Below are 20654 nucleotides of genomic sequence, written 5' to 3'. Positions count from 1 at the left end.
CATTTTCGAATGCGGGTGCGGATACCGCCGGTAACTTATCTGAAATTTCCGCGCTTTGAACTTGGGTCACTCGAACTCCTTGTTTCCCGTGAGGCGCGTGTGCGAAGGTGAGCCTCCCCTTACGGATGGGTCGGATCCGGCCAACGCGCCCGATCGGGCCAAAGGTACGCACCAATCAGGCACCTGCTTTCCGACGACGTGTTTTCCGTGCCGTCCGTCGGCTTGGAAGGAAATGGTTCCGTGCAATCCCCGAACCCCCCACGACCGCCCTACCCGCCCCGCCCCGGCCGGCCCCCCGGCGATTCCGACCCCCAACTCGCCGCCCGGCTGGGTGACGTCGACGGACGCGCCCGCGCGGTCGCCCTGCTGATCGCCCGCCACTGGCGGGCGGCCCACGACTACGCGACCGTCTGCCTGGCCGGCACCGAGGACACGGCGCGGCTCGTGGCCGCCGCCGCGTTCCACGAGGTGCTCGGCCGGCTGACGGACGGGCGCACCGGGGGCGCTCTGCGTCCCCAACTCCTCGTCGCCGTACGGGAGACGGTCAGGGAATGGGCCGGCGCCGACGGGGTGTCCACCGTTCTGCCGGAACTGCGGAAAACCGTCGGCGGCCGGGGACTGCGCGCGGCACGGCCCGTGACGTCCGAAAGGCGGCAACTCGCCGAGCGCGCTTTCCGGTCACTCCCGGCCGCCTCCCAATGCCTCTTGTGGCACACGGAGGTGGAGGCGGAACCCATATCCGTACCGGCCGGTCTGTCGGGCGTGGACGACATCACCGCGGCGGCCGTCCTGGAACAGGCGCGGGAACAATTCCGGGCCGGTTGCGTGCGCGCCCACCGTGAACTCGCGCCGACGAGCGAATGCCGTTTCTACAACCGTCTCCTGGACGTTCCCCTGCGCCGCGGCGGAACCCTGCTGCCCGATGTCCGCTCGCATCTCGCGCACTGCCGCTTCTGCCGGCACGCCGCCGAACAGCTCAGCCATTTCGACGGCGGACTGGACGTACTGCTCGCCGAGACCGTGCTCGGCTGGGGCGCCCGCCGCTACCTCGACTCCCGCCCCGGACGCGTCACGTCCGCCGATGCCCCGGCCCGGCCCGCCGGGGCGCGCCCGTTCGTCGGCGGAGGCCGGCACCGCACCACCTCGGCGGGGTTGCTCGCGTTGCCGGGCAGACGGCCCAAGGCCGTGCTCGTGGGCGTGGGGCTGACCTCCCTGGCGCTGGTCGCGACGGTCCTCGTTGCCAAGGGCTGGACCGACGACAACGGTGTCCCCGCGCCCCGCGCCACCTGGGGAGCGCCGGTCGGCGGGACCAACACCCCGGCCGCCGACGGACAGGGCGTCCCGGGCCGCTCCGACGCCGGCCCGCCCTCCGGATCCCCGTCGGCCGCCTCCGCGTCCGACTCCCGGGCCGCCGAGACCGGCCACGGCAGGCTGCGCAGCCCGGTCAGCGGACTCTGCCTGGACGCCGACGGCGGCCGGACCGAGCCCGGAACGCCGATCGTCGTGGCCGCGTGCTCGTCCGCCGCCTCCCAGCAGTGGTCGTACCAGGACGACGGACTGCTGCGCAGCGCCGCCGCCCCGACGCTCTGCCTGACCGCCGACCCCGGCCACCGCACGACCGCCCTGGCCGCGTGTCTGGTGCACTCCGGCGAGACGTTCTTCGACCTGACCGTCCGCGGTGAGATCCTGCTGCGCCGGGACGGCGGCCTGGTCGTCGCCCGCGGTGCCGGAGGGGCGAGGAAGGCCGTCGTCGCCGAGCGGGACGGGTCGGCCGGACAGCGCTGGGTGTTCGACACCGCCGACGCGGCGGCCGGGGCCCCCGGCCCGGAGGTGCGCGGGACGGCACAGCCGCCCGGCCCGGGTACCGCGCACCCTCCGGGTGATCCGGGCCTCCCGGCGTCCTCGACCCCGCCCGGCGCCGCGCCCTTCGCCCCCGACACGGCCCCGGCGCCCGCTCCGGCCGAACCCGCCCCGCTCGCACCGGAGTTCGCAACGAGGGTCGCCCAGGTGGGCTGCTGTGGAGCCGCGGCCGACCCGGCCGGACCGACAGCGGGAACGGCCCCCGCCACCCTCCTCGACGCCATCCCGGCCCCCGGCGAGGTACCCCGCCTGCTCGGCGACGCCGTCGTGAACGTGACCAAGCCTCTTTCGCTCGGTCACTGAGCGACGAACCGAAGGCCGAAGGAGGGGCCGCCCGAGGGGAGCGGCCCCTCCTTCTCGTTGCCGACCACCCGGTGACGTCACCCGGTCACGAGGGGCAGACGTCCCTGAGCTCGGCCGCCGCCACGAGGGACCGCATCCCCGGATCCGTGGTGCAGCGCGCTGCACCACGAGAGGGACCGGGCCCGGCCGACCCGGTAGGCTTCCCGGGTACGCAAGGCTGCCGAGGGACGTCAAACGGGAGGAACGCGCGGTGCACGTGCAGGAATGGCTCGACACGGTGCCCGCGGCCGCCGTATACGCAGTGGTCGCCCTGGTCATCGGACTCGAAAGCCTCGGCATCCCGCTGCCGGGCGAGATCGTCCTGGTCTCGGCCGCGCTGATGTCCTCCCAGCACGGCGGTATCAACCCCGTCGTCCTCGGCGCCTGCGCCACCGCCGGCGCGGTGATCGGCGACTCCATCGGCTACGCCATCGGCCGCAAGGGCGGGCGCCCGCTGCTGGCCTGGCTCGGCGCGAAGTTCCCCAGGCACTTCGGCGAGGGGCACATCGCCACCGCCGAACGGTCCTTCGAGAAGTGGGGCATGTGGGCCGTCTTCTTCGGCCGCTTCATCGCCCTCCTGCGCATCTTCGCCGGCCCGCTCGCGGGCGTCCTGCACATGCCGTACTGGAAGTTCCTGATCGCCAACGTCCTCGGCGGCATCGCCTGGGCCGGCGGCACGACGGCCGTCATCTACTACGTGGGTGTCGTCGCGGAGTCCTGGCTGAAGAAGTTCTCGTACCTGGGGCTCGTGGCGGCGGCGCTGATCGGCCTGATGTCGTTCCTGATCATCAAGCGCAAGGCGAAGCGCGCCGCCCGGGAGGCCGAGGCGAAGGCCGAGGTCGAGACGGTGGCCGCCGCCGAGTAGTGCCTACTCGTGGATCTCACCATGGGCTTTGGCCAGGTCCGCGTAGAGCGTGCCGTTGAGGGTCACTCCCTGACGCTCCTCCTCGCTCAACTCCCGTTTCACCTTCGCCGGCACCCCTGCCACCAGTGACCCCGGCGGCACCTCCATTCCCTGCGGCACGAGCGCCTGCGCGGCGACCAGCGAACCCGCCCCGATCACCGCCCCGTTGAGCACGGTCGCGCCCATCCCGATCAGGCAGTCGTCCCCGACCGTCGCCCCGTGCACGACCGCGTTGTGGCCGACGGACACCCGCTCGCCGATCGTCACCGGAAAGCCGGGGTCGGCGTGCAGCGTCACGTTGTCCTGGATGTTGGCGTCGCGCCGGACGGTGATCCGCTCGACGTCACCGCGCACGACCGCGCCGTACCAGACGCTCGCGCCCGCCTGAAGCGTCACGTCCCCGATCACCGAGGCCGTCGGCGCCACGAACGCCTCCGCGTCGACCTCGGGTTCCCTGCCGCCGATGCCCACGATCAGCGCCTTGTGCGTCATCACCGTCTCCTCGTGTCGATCGTCCTCCCGCACGGTACGCCACCCGGTAGGGCGAAGATCACAGGGCTTCGCACCCATGGCCGCAACGCGCGCTGAGTACGGTGAGCGGGTGCCGAAGCGCAAGAACACGTTCTCATCATGGCGGCGTCGCCTGGGGCAGCGCGCCGTCCAGGCCGGCTGGGCCTGGGTGCAGCGCACCGGCTCCGTCACCGCCGAACACCCCGGCCGCTTCCGCTTCGGCTCGATGGGCACGGGCACCCGGCTCGCCTTCCCGCTCGGCACGGTGTTCGGGGAGCCGTGGATCCACCTCGGCGCGCACTGCATCGTCGGCGAGCAGGTGACTCTCACCGCCGGTCTGATGCCCGACCTCGACCTCGGCCCCGACCCGATCCTGCGCCTCGGCGACGGAGTGGTCCTCGGCCGGGGCAGCCATGTCATCGCCGACACGACGGTCACCATCGGCAGCGACTGCTACTTCGGCCCGTACGTGTATGTGACGTCGACGAACCACTCCTACGACGATCCGCACGAGCCCATCGGCAAGCAGTGGCCCCGCATGGAGCCCGTGGAGATCGGCCCCGGATGCTGGATCGGCACGGGGGCCGTGATCCTGCCGGGAGCGCGGATCGGACGCAACGTCGTGGTCGCGGCGGGGGCGGTGGTGCGGGGCACGGTGCCCGACCACTCCGTCGTCGCGGGGGCGCCCGCCAAGGTCGTACGGCGCTGGACGCCCGCCGAGGGCTGGCAGCCGCCGCTGCGCACGCCCGCGCCGGTGCCGATACCGGACGGGGTCACCCCGGACCAGCTGGTCGCGCTGTCGGAGCTGGACGAGGAGACCGTCGAGAAGCTGGCCCAGCTGGAGCCGGAGGGCTGAGAGCCTGTGTCAGCCCGCCGCCAGCAGCAGCGTGCCCACCAGCGCCAGTCCCGCGCCCGCGGCCTGGACGGCGCGCAGCCGCTCCCGCAGGAAGCCGCGCGCGGCCAGTGCCGTCACCACCGGGTAGAGCGAGGCGAGCACCGCGGCGACCGTGACCGGGCCGTGCTGGGCGGCGACGGCGTAGGTGCCGTTCGCGGCGACGTCGGCCAGCCCGACGAACCCGAACGACGGCAGCGAGGCCCACGCGAGCCCGCCCGCGGGCAGCGCGGACGCCCCGCGCCGGACGGCGACGTACAGCGCCGCACCGCCCGTGGCCACATTGGTCACGCGCTGCACGAACAGGGCGAGGAACAGGCCGGTGACGGTCGTGGACGCCTCGGTGATCAGCACGAACCCCGTGCCGAAACCGAGCGCCGCGACCAGCGTGAGCAGCACGGCCTGCCGCTGCACCGCCGCGCCGCGCAGCTGCGGACCGCCCGCGAGGACGACCCCGACGACCGCCACCGCGATGCCCGCGAGCTGGACGAACCCCGGTCGCTCGCCGAGGACCAGCCCGACGGAGACCGGCACGGCCACGCTCAGCGTGGCCAGCGGGGACACGACCCCCATGGGGCCGAGCGCCAGCGCCTTGTAGAACGAGAGCAGGGCGAGGGGCCCCACCAGCCCGGCCGCGACCGCGAACCACAACCGGGGACCGGCCTCGCTCCAGCCACCGGTGGCGATCACGATCACGCCGAGGACGGCCGCCGCGATCGACTGCGAGACCATGACCACCGTGAGCGCCGGGGTCCTCCGGGTCAGCAGCCCGCCGCCGAAGTCGGCCAGGCCCCACAGCAGGCTGGTGGCCAGGGCGAAGAGTGCTGTCACGGGGTCCTCGCAGTACAGTTCGGTGCACGGTCGGGTGCACCACACCGTAGTGCAGGGCGCTGAACCCTGTCATCCAGAATATTGGACTCCCGAAGTGGACGGAACGTGTCGGACCTCGAACTCCTGACTCAGTCCCTGGCGCGCAACGTCAAGCACTGGCGCGCGGTGCGCGGCTTCACCCTCGACACGCTCGCGGCCCGCGCCGGGGTCAGTCGCGGCATGCTGATCCAGATCGAGCAGGCCCGCACGAACCCCAGCCTCGGCACGGTCGTCAAGATCGGCGACGCGCTCGGGGTGAGCATCACCACCCTGCTCGACTACGAACAGGGACCGAAGGTCCGCGTCGTCCCCGCCGAGCAGGCGGTACGACTGTGGCACACCGACGAGGGCAGCTTCAGCCGGCTCCTCGCGGGCACGGAGGCGCCGGGCCCGCTGGAGATGTGGGACTGGCGGCTCATGCCCGGCGAGAGCAGCGGCTCGGAGCCGCACCCGCCGGGCACCGTCGAGATCGCCCATGTCACCGCCGGTGAACTCACCCTCACCGTCGACGGCGTGGAGTACCGCGTGCCGACGGGCGCGAGCGTCACGTTCGAGGCCAATGCCGCGCACCGGTACGGCAATCAGGGCGAGGTCCCGACGGAGATGGTGCTGACCGTGTCGGTGCCGCCGCCGCCCGTGAGCTGAGATCCCCCTCCGGCGGGCGTGGACGGGCTGTTAGCGTGCGATCATGCGCGCACCCATCGGTCACTTCGACACCGCCGTCCCCGCCCCCGACTGCCTCGACGAGCTGACCGACCCGGTCGCCGACGCCGTACGCCACTGGAGCGGCAGCGTGCCCGCCGACCGGATCGTCTACGTCGACACCGACCCGCAGTGGGCGGACACGGCCGTGTTCGTGGAGCACTACGGGCGCGAACTGCTGGAGCAGTCCGCGAACTGCGTGGTGGTGGCCGGCAAGCGCGGCGGCGAGACGACCCTCGCCGCCTGCCTCGTGCTGTCCACCACCCGGGTCGACGTCAACGGCGTCGTCCGTCGCCAACTGGGCGCCCGCAAGGCCTCGTTCGCCGCCATGGACACGGCCGTCGGGGAGACCGGCATGGAGTACGGCGGGATCACCCCCATCGGACTCCCCGCCGCCTGGCCGGTGTTGGTGGACTCCGTCGTCGTCGACCTGCCGTACGTCCTGGTGGGCAGCGGGCGCCGACGCGGCAAACTCCTGGTGCCGGGCAAGGCCCTCGCCGAACTGCCGGGCGCGGTGGTGCTGGAGGGGCTCGGGGTGGCCTGAGCTCAGGCCACCCCGTGATGGGCGAGGGCCAGATGCGGGCCGTCCTCGCCCGGGGTCGGCGCCGGGTCCGCGTGGACCAGCGCGGCCGTCAGCCGGGGGACGGCGTGCAGCAGCGCGTGCTCCGCGTCCACGGCGATACCATGCGCCCGACGTACCGTCACCTCGCCGTCCACGACGGCCGCACCCGGCTCGCCCTGCTGCACGCGGAGGGCCGCCGGGTGATCTACTGGCTCTCCGCGACGGCCATCTGCGCCGCCTGGTGGACGAGGCGCCGAACGTGGCGGGCCACCGGCTGGGGGACGAACCGCCGCACGCCTGACTCAGTAGTGTTCCGCGGTCCCGAGGTACTGCTCCGCGAAGGCGGCAGCGGCGGTGGGAGACGTGAACAGCCGGCGCAGCCGGGCGAACGTCGTGCCCGCCAGGAACGGGTCGCCGGCCGCGGTCCCGTGGTAGACCTCGGACAGCCACTGCGAGAACTCCTGGTAGTCCCACACCCGGCGCAGACATGTCTCCGAGTAGCTGTCCAGGCCGGCCCCGTCGCCGCCGTCCAGGTAGGCGACCAGTGAGTCGCCCAGCAGGAACGCGTCGTGCAGGGCGAGGTTCAGGCCCTTCGCGGCGATGGGCGCCACGAGGTGGGCCGAGTCCCCGGCCAGGAAGAGCCGCCCGTACGTCATCGGCTCGACCACGTAGTCGTGCATGTCCAGCACCCGCTTCTCGATCAGCGGCCCCTCGGTGAGCGGCGGACCGTCGGACGCACCGAGGCGCTGGTGCAGCTCGGACCAGATCCGGTCGTCGGACCAGTTCTCCGGGTCGTCGCCGGGCGGGCACTGCAGGTAGTAGCGGGTCAACTCGGGGCTGCGGGCCATGTGCCCGGCGAACCCGTTCGGATGGACGCCGAACAGCACGCAGTCGGCGGACGGCGGCGCCTCGGCGAGCAGCGCCAGCCAGCCGATGCCGTAGTCGTGCCGCGCGATCCGCGCCCGCTTTGGCGTCAGCGCGGTCCGGCCGACCCCGCGCGCCCCGTCCGCGCCGACCACGAAGTCGCAGGTCAGCACCTGCCGTTCAGCCGTGTCCCGGCAGGTGTACGAGACCGTCGGCCGGGCCGTGTCGAGGTCGTGCAGTTCGACGTCGCGCACCGAGAAGCGGGCGTCGCCGCCGCGTACCTCGACGTAGCTGTGGACGAGGTCCGTCACCAGCAACGGCTGTGGATACACCCAGTGGTGATGACCCGTCAGTTCGGTGTAGGAGAAGCGGTACCGCTCGCCGCCGAAGCGGAACTCGCACGCGGAGTGCCGCTGAGCACGCTCCGTCAAGTGGTGTGCCAGGCCCCGTCGCTGCAGTCCGCGCACCGCCCACTCCTCGATGACGCCGGCGCGCGGCCGCCGCTCGATGAACTCACGGCTCTCCGTCTCCAGGACGACACAGTCGACGGACGCGGCCCGCAGGATGTTGCCGACGGTGAGACCCGCGGGGCCCGCGCCCACGACGACGACCGGAGTGTGGTGAGAGGAGGGGGAGTTGGTGGTCACCCGCACATTATGGGTGGGCCGGGGCGTCCGCGACCGTGACCTCCCCGATGCTGCGCTCGATCTCCTCGGGGCGGGACGCGGACGCCTTCGCCCAGTAGTAGACCGCCAGCGAGAATCCGGTCACGACCAGCATGTCCCACCACAGTCCCAGGTGCCCCTGGCCGCCGAAACCGCCCTGCCAGGAGATCAGGCCGAGGCCCAGCAGATAGACGGGAAGCCACTGCGCGGCCTTCCAGTCCAGCCGGGGCGCGTCGGGCAGCCCGGCGCGGACGGCGTACCAGGCGTAGCCGCCGAGCAGCACATAGCCGATGACGATGGCGACGCCGAGCCGCCACAGCGTGTCCCAGCCGGCCCAGTAGATGATGAGGTTGGCCACCGCGAACGACGACGGGGAGATCCACCTGCCGCCCGGCAGCCGGTACGGACGCTCGTGGTGCGGCAGCCGGTCGGCGAACACCCCGTAGGCCAGCGGCGCGCCGGCGTACATCAGCACGCTCGCCGAGGTGATGAAGCCGACCAGCTCCTGCCAGCTGGGGAACGGCAGGAAACAGACGACGCCGGTCACGAACGACATGACCAGCCCGAACCAGGGCACACCCCGCCTGTCGGTGTGCGTGAACACCTTCGGCGCGTAGCCGTTGCGGGCCAGGCCGAAGGAGATCCGGGAGGTCGCGGTGGTGTAGATGAGGCCGGTCCCGCCGGGGGAGACCACCGCGTCGAGGTACAGCACGGCGCTCAGCCAGCCCAGCCCCACCAGGGTCGCCAGGCCCGCCCAGGGGCCGCTGATGCCCGCGTAGTTCAGCTTGGCCCAGCCGTCGGCGAAGGCGCTGTGCGGGAGCGCGGCGATGAACACGACCTGGAGCAGAACATAGACGACGGCGCCGATCGCGACCGAGCCGAGGGTCGCCCTGGGCAGGTCCCGCTTCGGGTACCGGCTCTCCCCGGCGAGCTGGATCGCCTGCTCGAACCCCAGCAGGGCGAAGATGATGCCGGACGAACTGATCGCGCTCAGCACGCCCTTGGCGCCGAACGGCGCGAAGCCCTCCGAAGTGAAGTTGCCCGGATGGAAATTGCCGGCCGCGATGACGAATATCGCGACCAACGGCACCGCGATCTTCCACCAGGTGGCGGCGCTGTTGGTGTGCGCGAGCGCCCGGACGCCGAAGAAGTTCACGGCGACGAACACGGCCATGAGGAATACGGCGACCAGGAACCCGTCGGTGGTGAGGGTGCCGTCGGAATGCTGGAAACCCCGCGCCCAGCTCCAGTGCCCGGCGTATCCGATCATCGCCTCGACCTCGATCGGCGCCACGGTCGCCGCCTGCAGCCAGGAGAACCAGCCGAAGGACATCCCGGCCAGGCCGCCGAAAGCGTAGTGCGGATAGCGGGCCGTGCCGCCCGCGACCGGGAACATACCGCCGAGCTCGGCGTGCACCAGGGCGAGGAGCACGATCGCCACGGCCCCGATCACCCACGACACGACCGCGGCGGGACCGGCCACCACGACCGCCTTCTGGGCGCCGTACAGCCAGCCGGAGCCGATGATGGATCCGACCGACGCCCACATCAGCCCGATCAGTCCGACGTCCCGGCGCAGTCCGCCCGAGCCCGGGTTCTCCTTGGCCTGGGGAATGGGATCGACGCTTACCATGTTTTCAACGGCCTCTCACAAATGACTTACCTGGAAGGTGAGTTCGTCATTTATCGGAGGCTCAGAATAGGAATCGACCACCGCCGCAATGAAGACCGCGGGCGCAGTTTTGACCTGTGTGCGGGTATCTCCTGGGCAACTTTTCAGGAGTCGCGGCCCAGCCTGGGAATCTCGATCGCCGGGCAACGGTCCATGACCATCTCCAGTCCGGCGGCGCGCGTACGGTCGTAGGCCTCTTCGTCGACGACGTCCAGCTGGAACCACACCGCCTTCGCGCCCTTGGCGACCGCCTCGTCGGCGACGGCGCCCGCGAGCTCGCTGTTGACGAAGACATCGACGACATCCACCTCGAAGGGGATGTGCGCGAGGGAGGCGTACCCCTGCTCCCCGTGCACCGTCTCCGCCTTCGGGTGGACGGGGACGACCCGCTTGCCGTACCGCTGGAGCACCTCGGCGACCCCGTAGGCCGCGCGCCGGCGGTTCGACGACAGGCCCACCACGGCCCAGGTGTCGCCGAGCCCGGTGAGGATCTTCCGGATCGTTTCCTCGTCGCCGTACACCGGCGGCCTCCTTCGGGTCGGACACAAGCTGTCCTCCACTGCAACGGAGCACGGCGGACGCTGATTCCGGGCGCTTGCCTGCGAACCGTCCGCCGTCCGCCTACGCTCGGCCTCGTGCTGCGCATCATCGACGCCCGAACCGGCGAGTCCGTCGTCGCCGCCCCCGTCCGGCGGGGCCTGACCCGTGTCGAGGCCCATGCCTCGGGGTACGGCTCCGGGGCGCTCCGCGTCCTGCTCGTCGCCGATCTGCTCCTTCGCGCGCTGGAACTGGGCGGTACACCCGTCTTCGCCCTGCTCACCGGCGAACGCGAGCAGGCGGAACTCCGGGCGGGCGCCACCGCCCTCGGCATGCACCCCTTCGAGGACGGCCGCGAACTCGGCGGCGGAGTGGGCGAGGCACAGATCCTGCACGTCGTGGGGGCGGACGGCCCGGCCCCCGACGGCGTACGGGTCGCCGTCGCGCCGGCCGAGTGGGCGGCCGGGCCCGGGGAGCCGGAGACGGACGCCGTATCGGCCCCCGACCCCGCCGTGCTGCGCCTCGCCCTCCTGTCCACGCCCCGCAGCGAGCCCGTCCGGCTCGACGCGGCCGTGCTGGGCGAGGCCCACGACACCCTCGTACGGTGGAGGAGAGCCGTCGCCGACTGGGCGCGGCGGCCCTCGCGGCCGGTTCCCGAGGATGTGCGCGGCCGGCTGCGCACCGCATGGGAGGACGACCTGGACATGCCGGAGGTGCTGCGGGTACTGCGGTCGGTGGCCGACGCCGGCCCCGAGCTGCCGGACGGGGCCCGCTTCGAGACCTACGCCTACGCCGACCGTCTTCTCGGCCTCGAACTCACCCGCGATCTGGGGGCCCCGGCGTGACCGGGCCCGTCGGCCGGGGGCCGCGTCGGCTGGTCGTGCTGCGGCATGCCAAGTCGGCCTGGCCGGACGGCGTCCCCGACCACGAACGGCCGCTGGCCCCGCGCGGCCGCCGGGACGCACCGGCCGCGGGCCGCGCGCTCGCCACGGCCGACTGCCTGCCCGACCTCGCCCTGTGCTCCACCGCCGTCCGCGCCCGCGCCACCTGGGAACTGGCGGCCGCCCAGTGGCCCGGCCCGACGCCCCCGGTGCGCTTCGACCCGCGGCTCTACGCGGCCGACGTACCCGAGCTGCTGGACGTCGTTCACGAGACGCCCGCCGAGGTCGGCACCCTGCTGCTGGTCGGGCACAACCCCGGACTGGAGGAACTGGTCCTCGACCTGGCCGGGGACGGTCTCCACGACGCCCTGGACGAGGTGCGGCTGAAGTTCCCCACGTCGGCCGTCGCCGTCCTCGCCTGGCACGGACCCGACTGGCGCGCCCTGACCCCCGGCACGGCCCTGCTGACCTCGATGACCGTCCCCAGGGGCAAAAAGCCGCCCACAGGTTCTGCTCCATGGGGATGCCCTTAATTACGGATTAGGCTGGCCGGATGCAGGACGAGTACCGCACAGTGGCCCACGCGGGCGTGCACGAGACCGAGGTCAACCGCTCCCGCTTCCTGTGCGCCCTCGCCCCGGCGGCCACCGAGCAGGAGGCCCAGGACTTCATCGCCGCCGTCCGCAGGGAGCACGCCGACGCCACCCACAACTGCTGGGCGTACGTCATCGGCGCCGACGCCTCCGTCCAGAAGGCGAGCGACGACGGCGAACCCGGCGGCACCGCGGGCGTGCCGATGCTCCAGATGCTGCTGCGCCGCGACATGCGGTACGTCGTCGCCGTCGTCACCCGCTACTACGGCGGCGTCAAGCTGGGTGCCGGCGGCCTCATCCGGGCCTACGGCGGCGCGGTCGGCGAGGCCCTCGACACCCTCGGCACGCTCACCCGCCGCCGCTTCCGCCTGGCCACCCTGACCGTGGACCACCAGCGCGCGGGCAAGGTGCAGAACGACCTCCACTCGACCGGCCGCGCGGTACGGGACGTCCGCTACGGCGAGGCGGTCACCATCGAGATCGGCCTCCCGGACGCCGAGGTGGACGCCTTCCGCGCCTGGCTGGCGGACGCGACGGCGGGCACGGCGGCCTTCGAACTGGGCGGCGAGGCGTACGGGGACGCGTGAGGTGTGCCGCGTGCCGCGTGTTGCGTTGAGCGAACGGGCGGGGCCCGGGAAGCCGCGACCCCGACGGGGCCTCGGCCTCCCAAGGGCTCAGGTCCCGGGAGCGGGGGTCATCCGGCGGTGAGAGTGGTCCACTTCTGGTTGGCACCGCCGTTGCAGTCCCACAGGTGGAGCTGCGTGCCGTCGGCTGTGGAGGAGCCCGGAACGTCGAGGCAGCGGCCGGAGGCGGGGTTGCGGTAGCCGCCGTTGTAGGGCTGCCAGACCTGGTTGGCGCCGCCGTGGCAGGCCCAGATCTGCACCTTGGTGCCGTTGGCGGTGCTCCCTCCGGCGGCGTCGAGGCATTTGCCCATGGAGCGCAGCGTGCCGTCGGTGTAGGCGGACCAGAGCTGGTTGGCGCTGCCGCTGCAGCCCCAGGTCTGGACGGCGGTCCCGTCGGCGGTGTTGGCGCCACTGACATCCAGGCACTTGCCGGCGATGCCGGAGGACACGCGTGCGGGTGCGGGTGCGGGGTTTCTCAACCACCCGGCGCGGTCCGCGGCCTGGACGCCGCGGTGGAAGGCGTCGGCCATCTTCTGGTACCCCGCGTCGTTGGGATGCAGGGCGTCGGCCAGGTCGGCCGTGGTCAGGCTGCTCATGTCCACGTACGCGACGCGCTTGCCCGCGGCCTGTGCGTCGCTCACGATCTGGGGAATGGCCTGGTTGTACGCGGCACGGTGCTGTTCCTCCGAGCCGCTGGTGGACACGACCAGGGAGGCCACGAGGACGGTTGCGTCGGGGGCCGCGACGGTGATCTGGTTGACCAGCGACTTCAGCCGGGCGGTGGCGGTGGGGACCTGGTAGTTCCCGTTGAGGTCGTTGGTGCCGATCTCCAGCGTCACGACGTTGGGCCGGTAGCGGGTCAGTGAGGCGTCGGCGAGTGCGGCGATCTGGTCGATGCGGTACCCCGAGTGACCCTCGTTGTCGGGATCGGACATCGAACCGGCCCGCCCGGTGCCCACGAAGTCCAGCGGATGGCCGTCCGCCGCAAGCTTGTCCCACAACGGCGCCCGGTAGCCGTTGCCGGTACTGCTTCCCACGCCCCAGGTGATGGAGTCGCCCAACGGCATCACCCGCAAGGGCGTGTTGGAGGCGGCGGAGGCAGGGGTCGCGCCTGCTGCCGTCATCCCGAGCACGGCGGTGACCAGCGTGATGAGGGGCAGGATCCAAGGCTTTCTCATGCAGGTGTCCTCTTCTGCGAGTGAGTGCTGAATCAACGCGGCTGATCGCCGTCCGTGTCGGCAACTCGGCCGTCGCGCCGTCTCGTCGGAGCCGCCTGACGTACGGGCGGAACGACGTGGTCGGCGGGCGTGTTGCGCTGTGAGCGTTGACGACACCGAACCTGTCCGGCGTCCCGTCTGCCTCGAACCTCCTGTACCGAGCGGGTCGGCCCGAGGCGGCCCCAGCGCACTCGTAGAGATACCACGCTGATCCCCGTCGGGGGCATCCCATGAATGCAAGAAATTCGGAGCGGGCGACACGGGGGCGAGTTCTGTGTCGGTTCGTCCCATCATCCCTGTTCCCATGGGCAGTTCGCCGTTCTCTGCCTCTCCGGCACAGATGCGTGAACATCCCATGTCCGGCGATGCATTCGACGTCGTTCGATCGCGCTCGGCAACAGCGGCGCGCCGCATCCCGGTGGCGGGCTGCATGTCGCCATCGGCCCGGAACATTGGATGGATGGGTTGGGTGCGGAGGGAGTGCCGTCCGGAGTTGGGGGCATAAATGCCCAGCGTATGGCGGACAGTTGGGCTTCACTCCCTGACTTTCGTCTCGCTGAACATGGGATGTATTTACTCGTAGTAACAGTTGACGTGAGCATGTCCGATGCCTACGGTCCTGCGACGGAACCGAACAGATTTCAACAATTCGATGCCAGGGGACGGGCGGCCGCACTCAGCGGAAGGAGATGCAGATGAAGGGCATGCTCAGGGCATGCAGGATCCCGTGCCGGGGCCGCGGGACGCGAATGGGGTGCTCGGCGCGGTGACCGCCTTGATGGCGGCGCTGCTGACCGGGTTGGGCGCCGCCGGGACGGCGCGGGCGGCCGCCGTGGACACGAGCGCGAGGTACGGGCTGGTCAACCGCGGCAGCGGCAAGGCCCTCGACGTGTCCGGCGCGACCGCCGCCGGCCCCTCCGGCTGGGGCCTGGTGCAGTTCACCTTCGACGACTGGTCCCAGGCCGCCTCCGCGCCGCAGACCTACCACGGAGAACCAGCCCTTCGCCGGCCGTGACAACGTCACCTTCCCCGGCGGCGCCTGGACCCGGGACATCAGCCGCGGCGAGATGGTCCGGGCCGGCAACGACCAGACCCTGACCGTCGATCGGACCCTGACCATCGATCCGTGCCGCCTGTAGTACGTCTACCAGGGCATGGACCCCAACGCCGGGGGCGACTACATCCGCCTGCCCTGGCGGATGGGCCTGCTCACCCAGACCAACTCCCCTGCTGACCGCCTGAAATGAGTAGTATTCATTTTTGGGGAGCAGTTCCGTCGGACAGGTGGGGTGGGCGGTGGCAAGCGTGCTGATCGCCACGGCGAACTGCGCTCCTACCTGGGGAGATTCTGCGCTCCAGGTGGTGTGCGCGGTACCGGACCTGATGTGCCCGCAGGTCATCGGCGTGTGCGCTACCGACAAATAAGTATGCCTATCGTCTTGACTGGGGTCCCTCTATGCCTCGATAAATGCAACTCATAGGAAACGGGGGCTTGGAGGAGGGACACCACAGATGAGACCCCTACGCATCGGCGCGGGGACGGTCAAGGCGCTCGCGGCGGCGGCTGTCGTCTTCGCGGCCGTGTTGCCCGCTCAACCCGCCTACGCGGCCACGACGAACTTCTACGTCGACCCTGTCAACGGCAGTGACAGCAACTCGGGAACCAGCACTGCCGCGGCGTTCAAGACCGTCCAGGCCGCCCAGGACGCGGTGCGGGCCGTGAACGCGAACATGTCCGACGACATCGTGGTGAACCTGCGCGGCGGCACCTACTCCCTCACCAGCCCGGTCAGCTTCGGCACCAGCGACTCGGGCACGAACGGCCACACGGTCGTCTACCAGGCGTACAACGGTGAGACGCCCGTGATCAGCGGCGGCAAGGCGATCACCGGCTGGACCTCGGCGGCGGGCGGCGAGTACAAGGCCTCCGTGGGCAGCCTCAACTTCCGGCAGCTCTACGTCAACGGGGTCCGCGCCACCCGGGCCCGCTTCCCCGACGCCGGCACGGACTTCCAGCTGCAGGGCAGCGACAAGACCAACAAGCTGCTGAAGGTGCTCAGCTCACAGGTCTCCAACTGGAACAACCTCAACCAGGTCGAGATGCTGCTGGAGACGCAGTGGGGCGAGAGCTACCTGCGGCTGAAGTCGACCAGCTCCGCCAATGGCACCGCCGACGTGTCGATCCAGGACCACGAGGCGGGCATCCTGTTCCCGCGCCCCTACCCGATCCTCGCCAACGGCTCTCCCCTGCACTTCGAGAACGCCCACGAGTTCCTCAACGAACCGGGCGAGTTCTACGTCGACATGGCCGCGCAGACCGTCTACTACAAGCCCCGCCCCGGCGAGGACATGTCCACGGCCACCGTGCAGGCGCCGACGCTCAAGACGCTATTCGACATCAAGGGCACGAACCTCGACAGTCCCGCCCACGACCTGCGCTTCTCCGGGATCACCTTCACCCGGACCACCTGGATGGAAGCGACGGACAACGGCTACCTCAACGGCCAGGGCGGCAACTACAACACCTCGGCCGACACCTCCAACAACCAGTACGTCGGCCGTCCGCCGGCCGGGGTCCAGGCGTCGAACGCCGACCGCCTCTCCTTCACCGGCAACACCTTCACACAGATGGGCGCCACCGCCCTCGACCTGCACCACGGCGTGCACGACAGCACCGTGACCGGCAACCTCGTCCACGACATCGCCGGCAACGGAATCATGGTCGGCAAGTTCTCCGACCCGACCGTGGAGTTCCACACCGTCTACAACCCGCCCACCTCGCCGGCCGGTGAGGACGCCCGGGAGGTCGTCAAGAACGTCACCGTGAAGAACAACCTGATCACCCGGATCGGTCAGGACTACCTGGGCACCGCCGGCATCAACGCGGGCTTCGTCAACAGCACCGCCATCGACCACAACGACATCTCGGACACTCCGTGGGCGGGCATCTCGCTGGGCTGGGGCTGGCAGTCGGCGGCCAACGCCGAGGGCAACAACAGCGTCAGCTACAACCGGATCGGCAACGTGCTGAACCGGCTCTGCGACGCCGCCGGTATCTACCACCTCTCCAGCGACCCGGGCACCGTCTTCAACGGCAACTACATCCACGACGCGGTGCGTATGCCGGCCGCCTGCACTTCCGCGGTCAGCGGCATCTACCTGGACGAGGGGTCGAACAACATGACCCTGTCGAACAACGTGCTGTCGCACACCGACGGATTCATCAACCAGAACCGCAACGGCACCAGCGTCACGCTCACCAACAACAGGACCTCCGGCGACTCGGTGATCAAGGCTTCTGGTCTTGAGCCCGCCTACCAGGGGCTGGCAGCCAAGATCAACCTCGCGTACAACAAGCCGGCCTCCGCGTCCACGGTCCTGAACTCCGGGTGGGCGGCGTCCAAGGGCAACGACAACGACAGTGCCACCGGCTGGTCGCCGACCGGGAGCGACACCTCGGCCTGGTGGCAGGTCGACCTGGGTCAGGCCTACCAGCTCGGACAGTTCTCGCTGACCACCCGCCAGGACCTGGACCAGCCCGAGACCCGTGGCAACTTCGAGATCCGGGGCTCCAACGACCCGTCCTTCGGCACCTACACCGTCCTGGGACGCCAGACGAGTACCCTGCCGCTCGCCTCGACGCTCACGGGCGACATCGACGTCCGCCAGAAGTTCCGCTATGTGCGGGTCGCCAAGACCGACGGCGCGTACTTCTTCATCGCGGACTTCAGTGTGCAGCAGGCCGGCGGGGCGCTCGAGGACGCGACCGGTACGCCGAACACCAACCCGTCGACGTACTACACGATCAAGAACGTCAACAGCGGGCAGCTGATGGACGTCTCCGGGGGGTCCACCGCCGACGGCGGGAGCGTCGTCCAGTGGCCGAGCAACGGCGGGACCAACCAGCAGTGGAACATCGTTCCGGTCAGCGGTCAGCTCTACCGGATCGTGAACCGGAACAGCGGCAAGGTCCTCGACATCAACAACTTCAGTCACCGCAGGGGGACCGCGCTGCAGCAGTACACCTTCGCCGGCGGCAACAACCAGCTGTGGTACTTCGAGCCGACCAGCGGTGGGTACGTCATCCGCAACTTCGAGAGCAGGCAGATCCTGGAGGTCGGTGGCGGATCGACGGCCAACGGAGCCGCCATCAGTCAGTGGATGCCCCTGAACCAGCCCAACCAGGCCTGGACGATCCAGTGACCGGGTGACCGACTCGGGGCGGGTACGCGATGAGGCCGGAAAGCGATGGCTTTCCGGCCTCACTGCTTGCTTCCGGGCTAGCCGATGACGCGTTGGAAGGTCCAGCGCTGGTTGGAGCCGCCGACGTCGCGGTACTGGATGAGTGCGGTGCCGTCGGCGGTGCTGCCTCCCTTGACGTCGAGGACCTTGCCGCTGTTGCGGTTGACCAGGGTGAACTCGCCGCCGGTCTGCGGGCGTAGCTGCCACTGCTGGCTGGTGCGGCCGTCGGCGGTCGTCTGGACGACCGGTGCGCCGTCCGCTGTCGAGGACCCCGCCACGTCGAGGACCTTGCCGCTGTTGACGCAGGTGATGGTGTGGTAGCCGTCCCCTGTGGACTGGAAGGCCCAGTGCTGGTTCGGTTTGCCGTTGTCGGGCCACTGGATCACGGTGGCGCCGTCGGCCTTGGAGGCGCCGGAGACGTCGGCGAGCTTGCCGCTGCGCACGCTGACGCACTTGTAGGACCTGGTGGGTGCGAGGGTGTACTGCACCGAGTCGAAGTCGGCGTAGCCGGTGTTGTTCGGGTTGTAGGTGTACAGGCCGATCCGGTCGCCGCGGTATCCGCCCCAGGTGAGCTGGTAGGTGCCGCCGAAGGCGGTGTATGTGTTGCCGTCGAGGCTGTAGGAGAACTGGCTGACGCCGTTCACGTCCCAGGTGGTGCGCAGCCACACGGCGTTCTGCGAGACCACCGGGCCGTAGGTCAGGGTGCCGCCGACGTTCTGGGCGATCGTGGTGGTGGTCCCGGAGCGCCGCACGCCCAGCCCGGCGTAGGTGGCGGCGTAGTGGCACAGTCCGGCGTGCTGGCCGTCGGCGAGGCCGTCCAGTTCGAGGCGGACGGTCACCGTCGCGCCGCCCGCATTGCGCAGCACCCGTTGGGTGAGGGTGTTGCCGACCTTGGTCAGGTTGTCGGCCGCGAGCGGGGCGAACGCCTTGAGCCGGAGGTAGCCGGGGCGTTCGGTCAGTGACCAGTGGTCGGCGCGGGGCTGGTAGTACCACTCCCACTGCGGCTTGATGCTGCTGTCGGTGAACAGGTCACCGGTCACCACGGGGGGCAGTGCGTCCAGCGGCAGGCCGGGTGTGCCGCCGGCGGGTACGGGGCCGGTCCAGACCATGTTGCCGATGCCGTCCGTGCCGACCTGGCCCAGGATCGGCCAGCCGTCCACCCAGGTCACCGGGAGCAGGGACAGCGGCCGTCCCTCCCAGGCGCCGTGGCCGTGGTGGGTGACGAAGTACCAGGTGCCGTCCGGGGCCTGTACCAGGCCGCCCTGGTTGGGTTCGCGGTCCACGTTGGCGTTGACGTGTTCCAGCTGCTTGGTCTCGAAGGGGCCGTAGAGGCTGGAGCCGCGGTTCATCATCAGCACCCGCCCCTCGGACTTCACCTCGCTGTACAGGTGGTAGTAGAGGCCGTTGATCTTGTACAGCTTGTTGGCCTCGCTGCCCGGTGACTGGTGGATGACCGTGGGCGAGCCGACCAGCGACTTGCCGTCCGCGGACAGCTGGAACAGGTTGATCTTGTAGCTGTCCGAGTAGTGCGTGGTGACCAGGTAGCCCTGGCCGTCGTCGTCCCAGAACGGGCACGGGTCGTCCCAGCCGGAGGTCCGCCACACCGCCGTCAGCGGATCCCACGGCCCGGACGGCGAGGGGGCCGACGTCATGAAGAAGCCCTCGTCGGGGGTGTTGAAGTACACCCAGTACCGCCCCGCGTGATAGCGGATCGCGCCGGCCCACACGCCACGGCCGAAGCGGTTCATCCGGTCCCAGTTCAGCAGTGGTCCGATCTGGGTGAGATCGCTGACCGCCCCGCCGAGAGTGCGCCAGTTGACCAGGTCCTTGGAGTGCAGCACGGCCACGCCGGGCGAGTACCCGAACGTGCTGGTGATGCCGTAGTAGTCGTTGCCGACCCGGATGCAGTCCCAGTCGCTGAAGTCGCCCGGGAGGATGGGGTTGGCGTAGGTGCCGTCGCCCTGGTCGCCCCACGTGCCCGCGGGAGGTGTGGCTGCCGCCGCCCTGCCCGCCGGCAGCAGACCCGGCAGCAGGAGCCCTCCGGCGCCCACGACCGCGAACCGGCCGAGCTGTCGTCTTGTGATGTCCACGATGTCCTTCCTTGGTTGGGAGCCCCTGCGGTCAGTCCACGTTCACCGCTTGCCACAGCTGGTCGGCGGCATTCGTGTCCGTCGTTTGCACGAGCTGGGCACCTGCTGTCGTCGACGAGCCGGACACCGCGAGCAGCTTGCCGCTGTTCACATTCTTGATCTTGTAGTAGCCGTTTCCGGTGGCGACCAGGGTCCAGTGCTGGCTGGCGGCGTTGTTGTCGGTCGCCTGGACGATGTTCGCGCCGTCCGTGGTGGCGGCACCGCTGACGTCCATGAGCAGAGCGCTGTTCCGGCTGACGATCTCGTAGCTGCCGTCACCCACCGGGACGAAGCGCCAGTTCTGGTTCAGGGCTCCGGTGTCGTTCCACTGGAGGATGTTGGCTCCGGCGGTCATCGACGCACCTGAGACATCGATCGCCTTGGCGCTGTTCTTGTTGAGCAACTTGTAGTTGGCGTTCGTCGCGGGAAACGAGATGGAGGCGAACGCGTCCAGCGCGCAGACGGTGTTCGAAGAGGCCGCGTTCTTCGTGCCCGTGCACACCACCCTGATCGTGTGGGGGCCCGCGGCGAGATCCGTCTTCTCGAACAGCGGCACCTGCTTCGTCACCGTCGAGGCATAGGCGTCGAT

At 70.4% G+C, this 20654-nt stretch carries 18 protein-coding genes and 3 pseudogenes; 12 read left to right on the top strand and 9 right to left on the bottom strand.

Annotated elements, in window-relative coordinates; genetic code table 11:
* Positions 1-240 precede the first annotated feature (240 nt).
* Both ACIBTS_RS37330 and ACIBTS_RS37325 read left to right on the top strand, forming a co-directional pair.
* Positions 241-2163 (top strand): RICIN domain-containing protein, encoded by a 1923-nt coding sequence (locus ACIBTS_RS37330; RefSeq protein WP_399325131.1) that lies wholly within the window; start codon positions 241-243, stop codon positions 2161-2163.
* Between the two features lie 250 nt (positions 2164-2413).
* Complete coding sequence (locus tag ACIBTS_RS37325) at positions 2414-3067, top strand: DedA family protein (RefSeq protein ID WP_319670500.1); 654 nt, start codon at positions 2414-2416, stop codon at positions 3065-3067.
* A 3-nt stretch (positions 3068-3070) separates the two neighbouring features.
* On the opposite strand, the gene ACIBTS_RS37320 is transcribed toward ACIBTS_RS37325, so the two are convergent.
* Positions 3071-3598, bottom strand: a complete 528-nt coding sequence (locus ACIBTS_RS37320) for a gamma carbonic anhydrase family protein (RefSeq protein WP_319345381.1) — start codon at positions 3596-3598, stop codon at positions 3071-3073.
* A 76-nt stretch (positions 3599-3674) separates the two neighbouring features.
* Between ACIBTS_RS37320 and ACIBTS_RS37315 the strand changes: the two genes are divergently transcribed.
* Positions 3675-4472: an acyltransferase gene (locus ACIBTS_RS37315; protein ID WP_399325130.1), complete on the top strand. Its 798-nt coding sequence runs from the start codon at positions 3675-3677 to the stop codon at positions 4470-4472.
* Positions 4473-4481: 9 nt separating this feature from the next.
* On the opposite strand, the gene ACIBTS_RS37310 is transcribed toward ACIBTS_RS37315, so the two are convergent.
* Positions 4482-5339 (bottom strand): EamA family transporter, encoded by an 858-nt coding sequence (locus tag ACIBTS_RS37310; protein ID WP_399325129.1) that lies wholly within the window; start codon positions 5337-5339, stop codon positions 4482-4484.
* 105 nt (positions 5340-5444) lie between these two features.
* Here ACIBTS_RS37310 and ACIBTS_RS37305 point away from each other — a divergent pair, with 105 nt between their 5' ends.
* Both ACIBTS_RS37305 and ACIBTS_RS37300 read left to right on the top strand, forming a co-directional pair.
* Positions 5445-6023, top strand: a complete 579-nt coding sequence (locus ACIBTS_RS37305; RefSeq protein WP_099937760.1) for an XRE family transcriptional regulator — start codon at positions 5445-5447, stop codon at positions 6021-6023.
* Between the two features lie 43 nt (positions 6024-6066).
* Positions 6067-6624, top strand: a complete 558-nt coding sequence (locus tag ACIBTS_RS37300; protein WP_399325128.1) for a YbaK/EbsC family protein — start codon at positions 6067-6069, stop codon at positions 6622-6624.
* 2 nt (positions 6625-6626) lie between these two features.
* Here the strand turns inward: ACIBTS_RS37300 and ACIBTS_RS37295 are convergent.
* Positions 6627-6806: pseudogene (locus ACIBTS_RS37295) on the bottom strand (cation transporter dimerization domain-containing protein); the annotation flags it as partial.
* On the opposite strand from ACIBTS_RS37295, the pseudogene ACIBTS_RS37290 reads away from it, so the two are divergent.
* Positions 6795-6943 (top strand): annotated as a pseudogene (locus ACIBTS_RS37290) (transcriptional regulator); the annotation flags it as partial. The pseudogenes ACIBTS_RS37295 and ACIBTS_RS37290 overlap by 12 nt on opposite strands.
* 1 nt (position 6944) lies before the next feature.
* On the opposite strand, the gene ACIBTS_RS37285 reads toward ACIBTS_RS37290, so the two are convergent.
* The 3 genes from ACIBTS_RS37285 to ACIBTS_RS37275 form a co-directional block, all read right to left on the bottom strand.
* Entirely contained in the window at positions 6945-8153 is a 1209-nt protein-coding gene (locus ACIBTS_RS37285; RefSeq protein WP_399325127.1) for a 4-hydroxybenzoate 3-monooxygenase, read from the bottom strand.
* A gap of 7 nt (positions 8154-8160) precedes the next feature.
* Entirely contained in the window at positions 8161-9804 is a 1644-nt protein-coding gene (locus tag ACIBTS_RS37280) for an APC family permease (RefSeq protein WP_399325126.1), read from the bottom strand.
* Positions 9805-9947: 143 nt separating this feature from the next.
* On the bottom strand, positions 9948-10364 hold the full coding sequence (locus ACIBTS_RS37275; RefSeq protein ID WP_399325125.1) for a CoA-binding protein: 417 nt from the start codon (positions 10362-10364) through the stop codon (positions 9948-9950).
* A 114-nt stretch (positions 10365-10478) separates the two neighbouring features.
* On the opposite strand from ACIBTS_RS37275, the gene ACIBTS_RS37270 reads away from it, so the two are divergent.
* Genes ACIBTS_RS37270 through ACIBTS_RS37260 form a run of 3 tightly spaced genes read left to right on the top strand, consistent with a single transcriptional unit; the run spans position 10479 to position 12441 of the window.
* Positions 10479-11225 (top strand): hypothetical protein, encoded by a 747-nt coding sequence (locus tag ACIBTS_RS37270; RefSeq protein WP_399325124.1) that lies wholly within the window; start codon positions 10479-10481, stop codon positions 11223-11225.
* Positions 11222-11794, top strand: coding sequence for a SixA phosphatase family protein (locus tag ACIBTS_RS37265; protein ID WP_399325123.1), 573 nt, complete (start codon positions 11222-11224; stop codon positions 11792-11794). The genes ACIBTS_RS37270 and ACIBTS_RS37265 overlap by 4 nt, the downstream gene beginning before the upstream one ends.
* A 20-nt stretch (positions 11795-11814) precedes the next feature.
* Positions 11815-12441: a YigZ family protein gene (locus ACIBTS_RS37260; RefSeq protein ID WP_399325122.1), complete on the top strand. Its 627-nt coding sequence runs from the start codon at positions 11815-11817 to the stop codon at positions 12439-12441.
* Positions 12442-12548: 107 nt separating this feature from the next.
* Here ACIBTS_RS37260 and ACIBTS_RS37255 read toward each other — a convergent pair whose 3' ends face one another.
* On the bottom strand, positions 12549-13655 hold the full coding sequence (locus ACIBTS_RS37255; protein ID WP_399325121.1) for a ricin-type beta-trefoil lectin domain protein: 1107 nt from the start codon (positions 13653-13655) through the stop codon (positions 12549-12551).
* A 754-nt stretch (positions 13656-14409) separates the two neighbouring features.
* On the opposite strand from ACIBTS_RS37255, the gene ACIBTS_RS37250 reads away from it, so the two are divergent.
* From ACIBTS_RS37250 to ACIBTS_RS37240, 3 genes and pseudogenes are all read left to right on the top strand, one after another.
* Positions 14410-14709 carry a hypothetical protein gene (locus ACIBTS_RS37250; RefSeq protein ID WP_399325120.1) on the top strand — a complete coding sequence of 100 codons (300 nt, stop codon included), beginning with the start codon at positions 14410-14412 and terminating at the stop codon, positions 14707-14709.
* Positions 14681-14941, top strand: a pseudogene (locus ACIBTS_RS37245) (non-reducing end alpha-L-arabinofuranosidase family hydrolase); the annotation flags it as partial. The gene ACIBTS_RS37250 and the pseudogene ACIBTS_RS37245, both read left to right, overlap by 29 nt.
* A 265-nt stretch (positions 14942-15206) precedes the next feature.
* Positions 15207-17897, top strand: coding sequence for an RICIN domain-containing protein (locus ACIBTS_RS37240; RefSeq protein WP_399325119.1), 2691 nt, complete (start codon positions 15207-15209; stop codon positions 17895-17897).
* Positions 17898-17974: 77 nt separating this feature from the next.
* Here ACIBTS_RS37240 and ACIBTS_RS37235 read toward each other — a convergent pair whose 3' ends face one another.
* Together ACIBTS_RS37235 and ACIBTS_RS37230 are read right to left on the bottom strand one after the other, a co-directional pair.
* Positions 17975-20026: a family 43 glycosylhydrolase gene (locus tag ACIBTS_RS37235; protein WP_399325118.1), complete on the bottom strand. Its 2052-nt coding sequence runs from the start codon at positions 20024-20026 to the stop codon at positions 17975-17977.
* A gap of 31 nt (positions 20027-20057) precedes the next feature.
* Positions 20058-20654 (bottom strand): RICIN domain-containing protein (locus tag ACIBTS_RS37230; RefSeq protein ID WP_399325117.1); only part of this gene is annotated, 597 nt, incomplete at its 5' end.

Source organism: Streptomyces sp. NPDC050121 (assembly GCF_044460385.1).
GTDB lineage: Bacteria > Actinomycetota > Actinomycetes > Streptomycetales > Streptomycetaceae > Streptomyces > Streptomyces soliscabiei.
This window is presented reverse-complemented; position numbering and strand designations above follow the sequence as displayed.

Bases quoted from the DNA above. Each gene is read 5' to 3' on its own strand.
- ACIBTS_RS37315 (WP_399325130.1), top strand. From the start codon at position 3,675: ATGGCCGCAACGCGCGCTGAGTACGGTGAGCGGGTGCCGAAGCGCAAG.
- ACIBTS_RS37260 (WP_399325122.1), top strand. From the start codon at position 11,815: ATGCAGGACGAGTACCGCACAGTGGCCCACGCGGGCGTGCACGAGACC.
- ACIBTS_RS37300 (WP_399325128.1), top strand. From the start codon at position 6,067: ATGCGCGCACCCATCGGTCACTTCGACACCGCCGTCCCCGCCCCCGAC.
- ACIBTS_RS37240 (WP_399325119.1), top strand. From the start codon at position 15,207: ATGAGACCCCTACGCATCGGCGCGGGGACGGTCAAGGCGCTCGCGGCG.
- ACIBTS_RS37280 (WP_399325126.1), bottom strand. From the start codon at position 9,804: ATGGTAAGCGTCGATCCCATTCCCCAGGCCAAGGAGAACCCGGGCTCG.
- ACIBTS_RS37255 (WP_399325121.1), bottom strand. From the start codon at position 13,655: ATGAGAAAGCCTTGGATCCTGCCCCTCATCACGCTGGTCACCGCCGTG.
- ACIBTS_RS37320 (WP_319345381.1), bottom strand. From the start codon at position 3,598: ATGACGCACAAGGCGCTGATCGTGGGCATCGGCGGCAGGGAACCCGAG.
- ACIBTS_RS37250 (WP_399325120.1), top strand. From the start codon at position 14,410: ATGCAGGATCCCGTGCCGGGGCCGCGGGACGCGAATGGGGTGCTCGGC.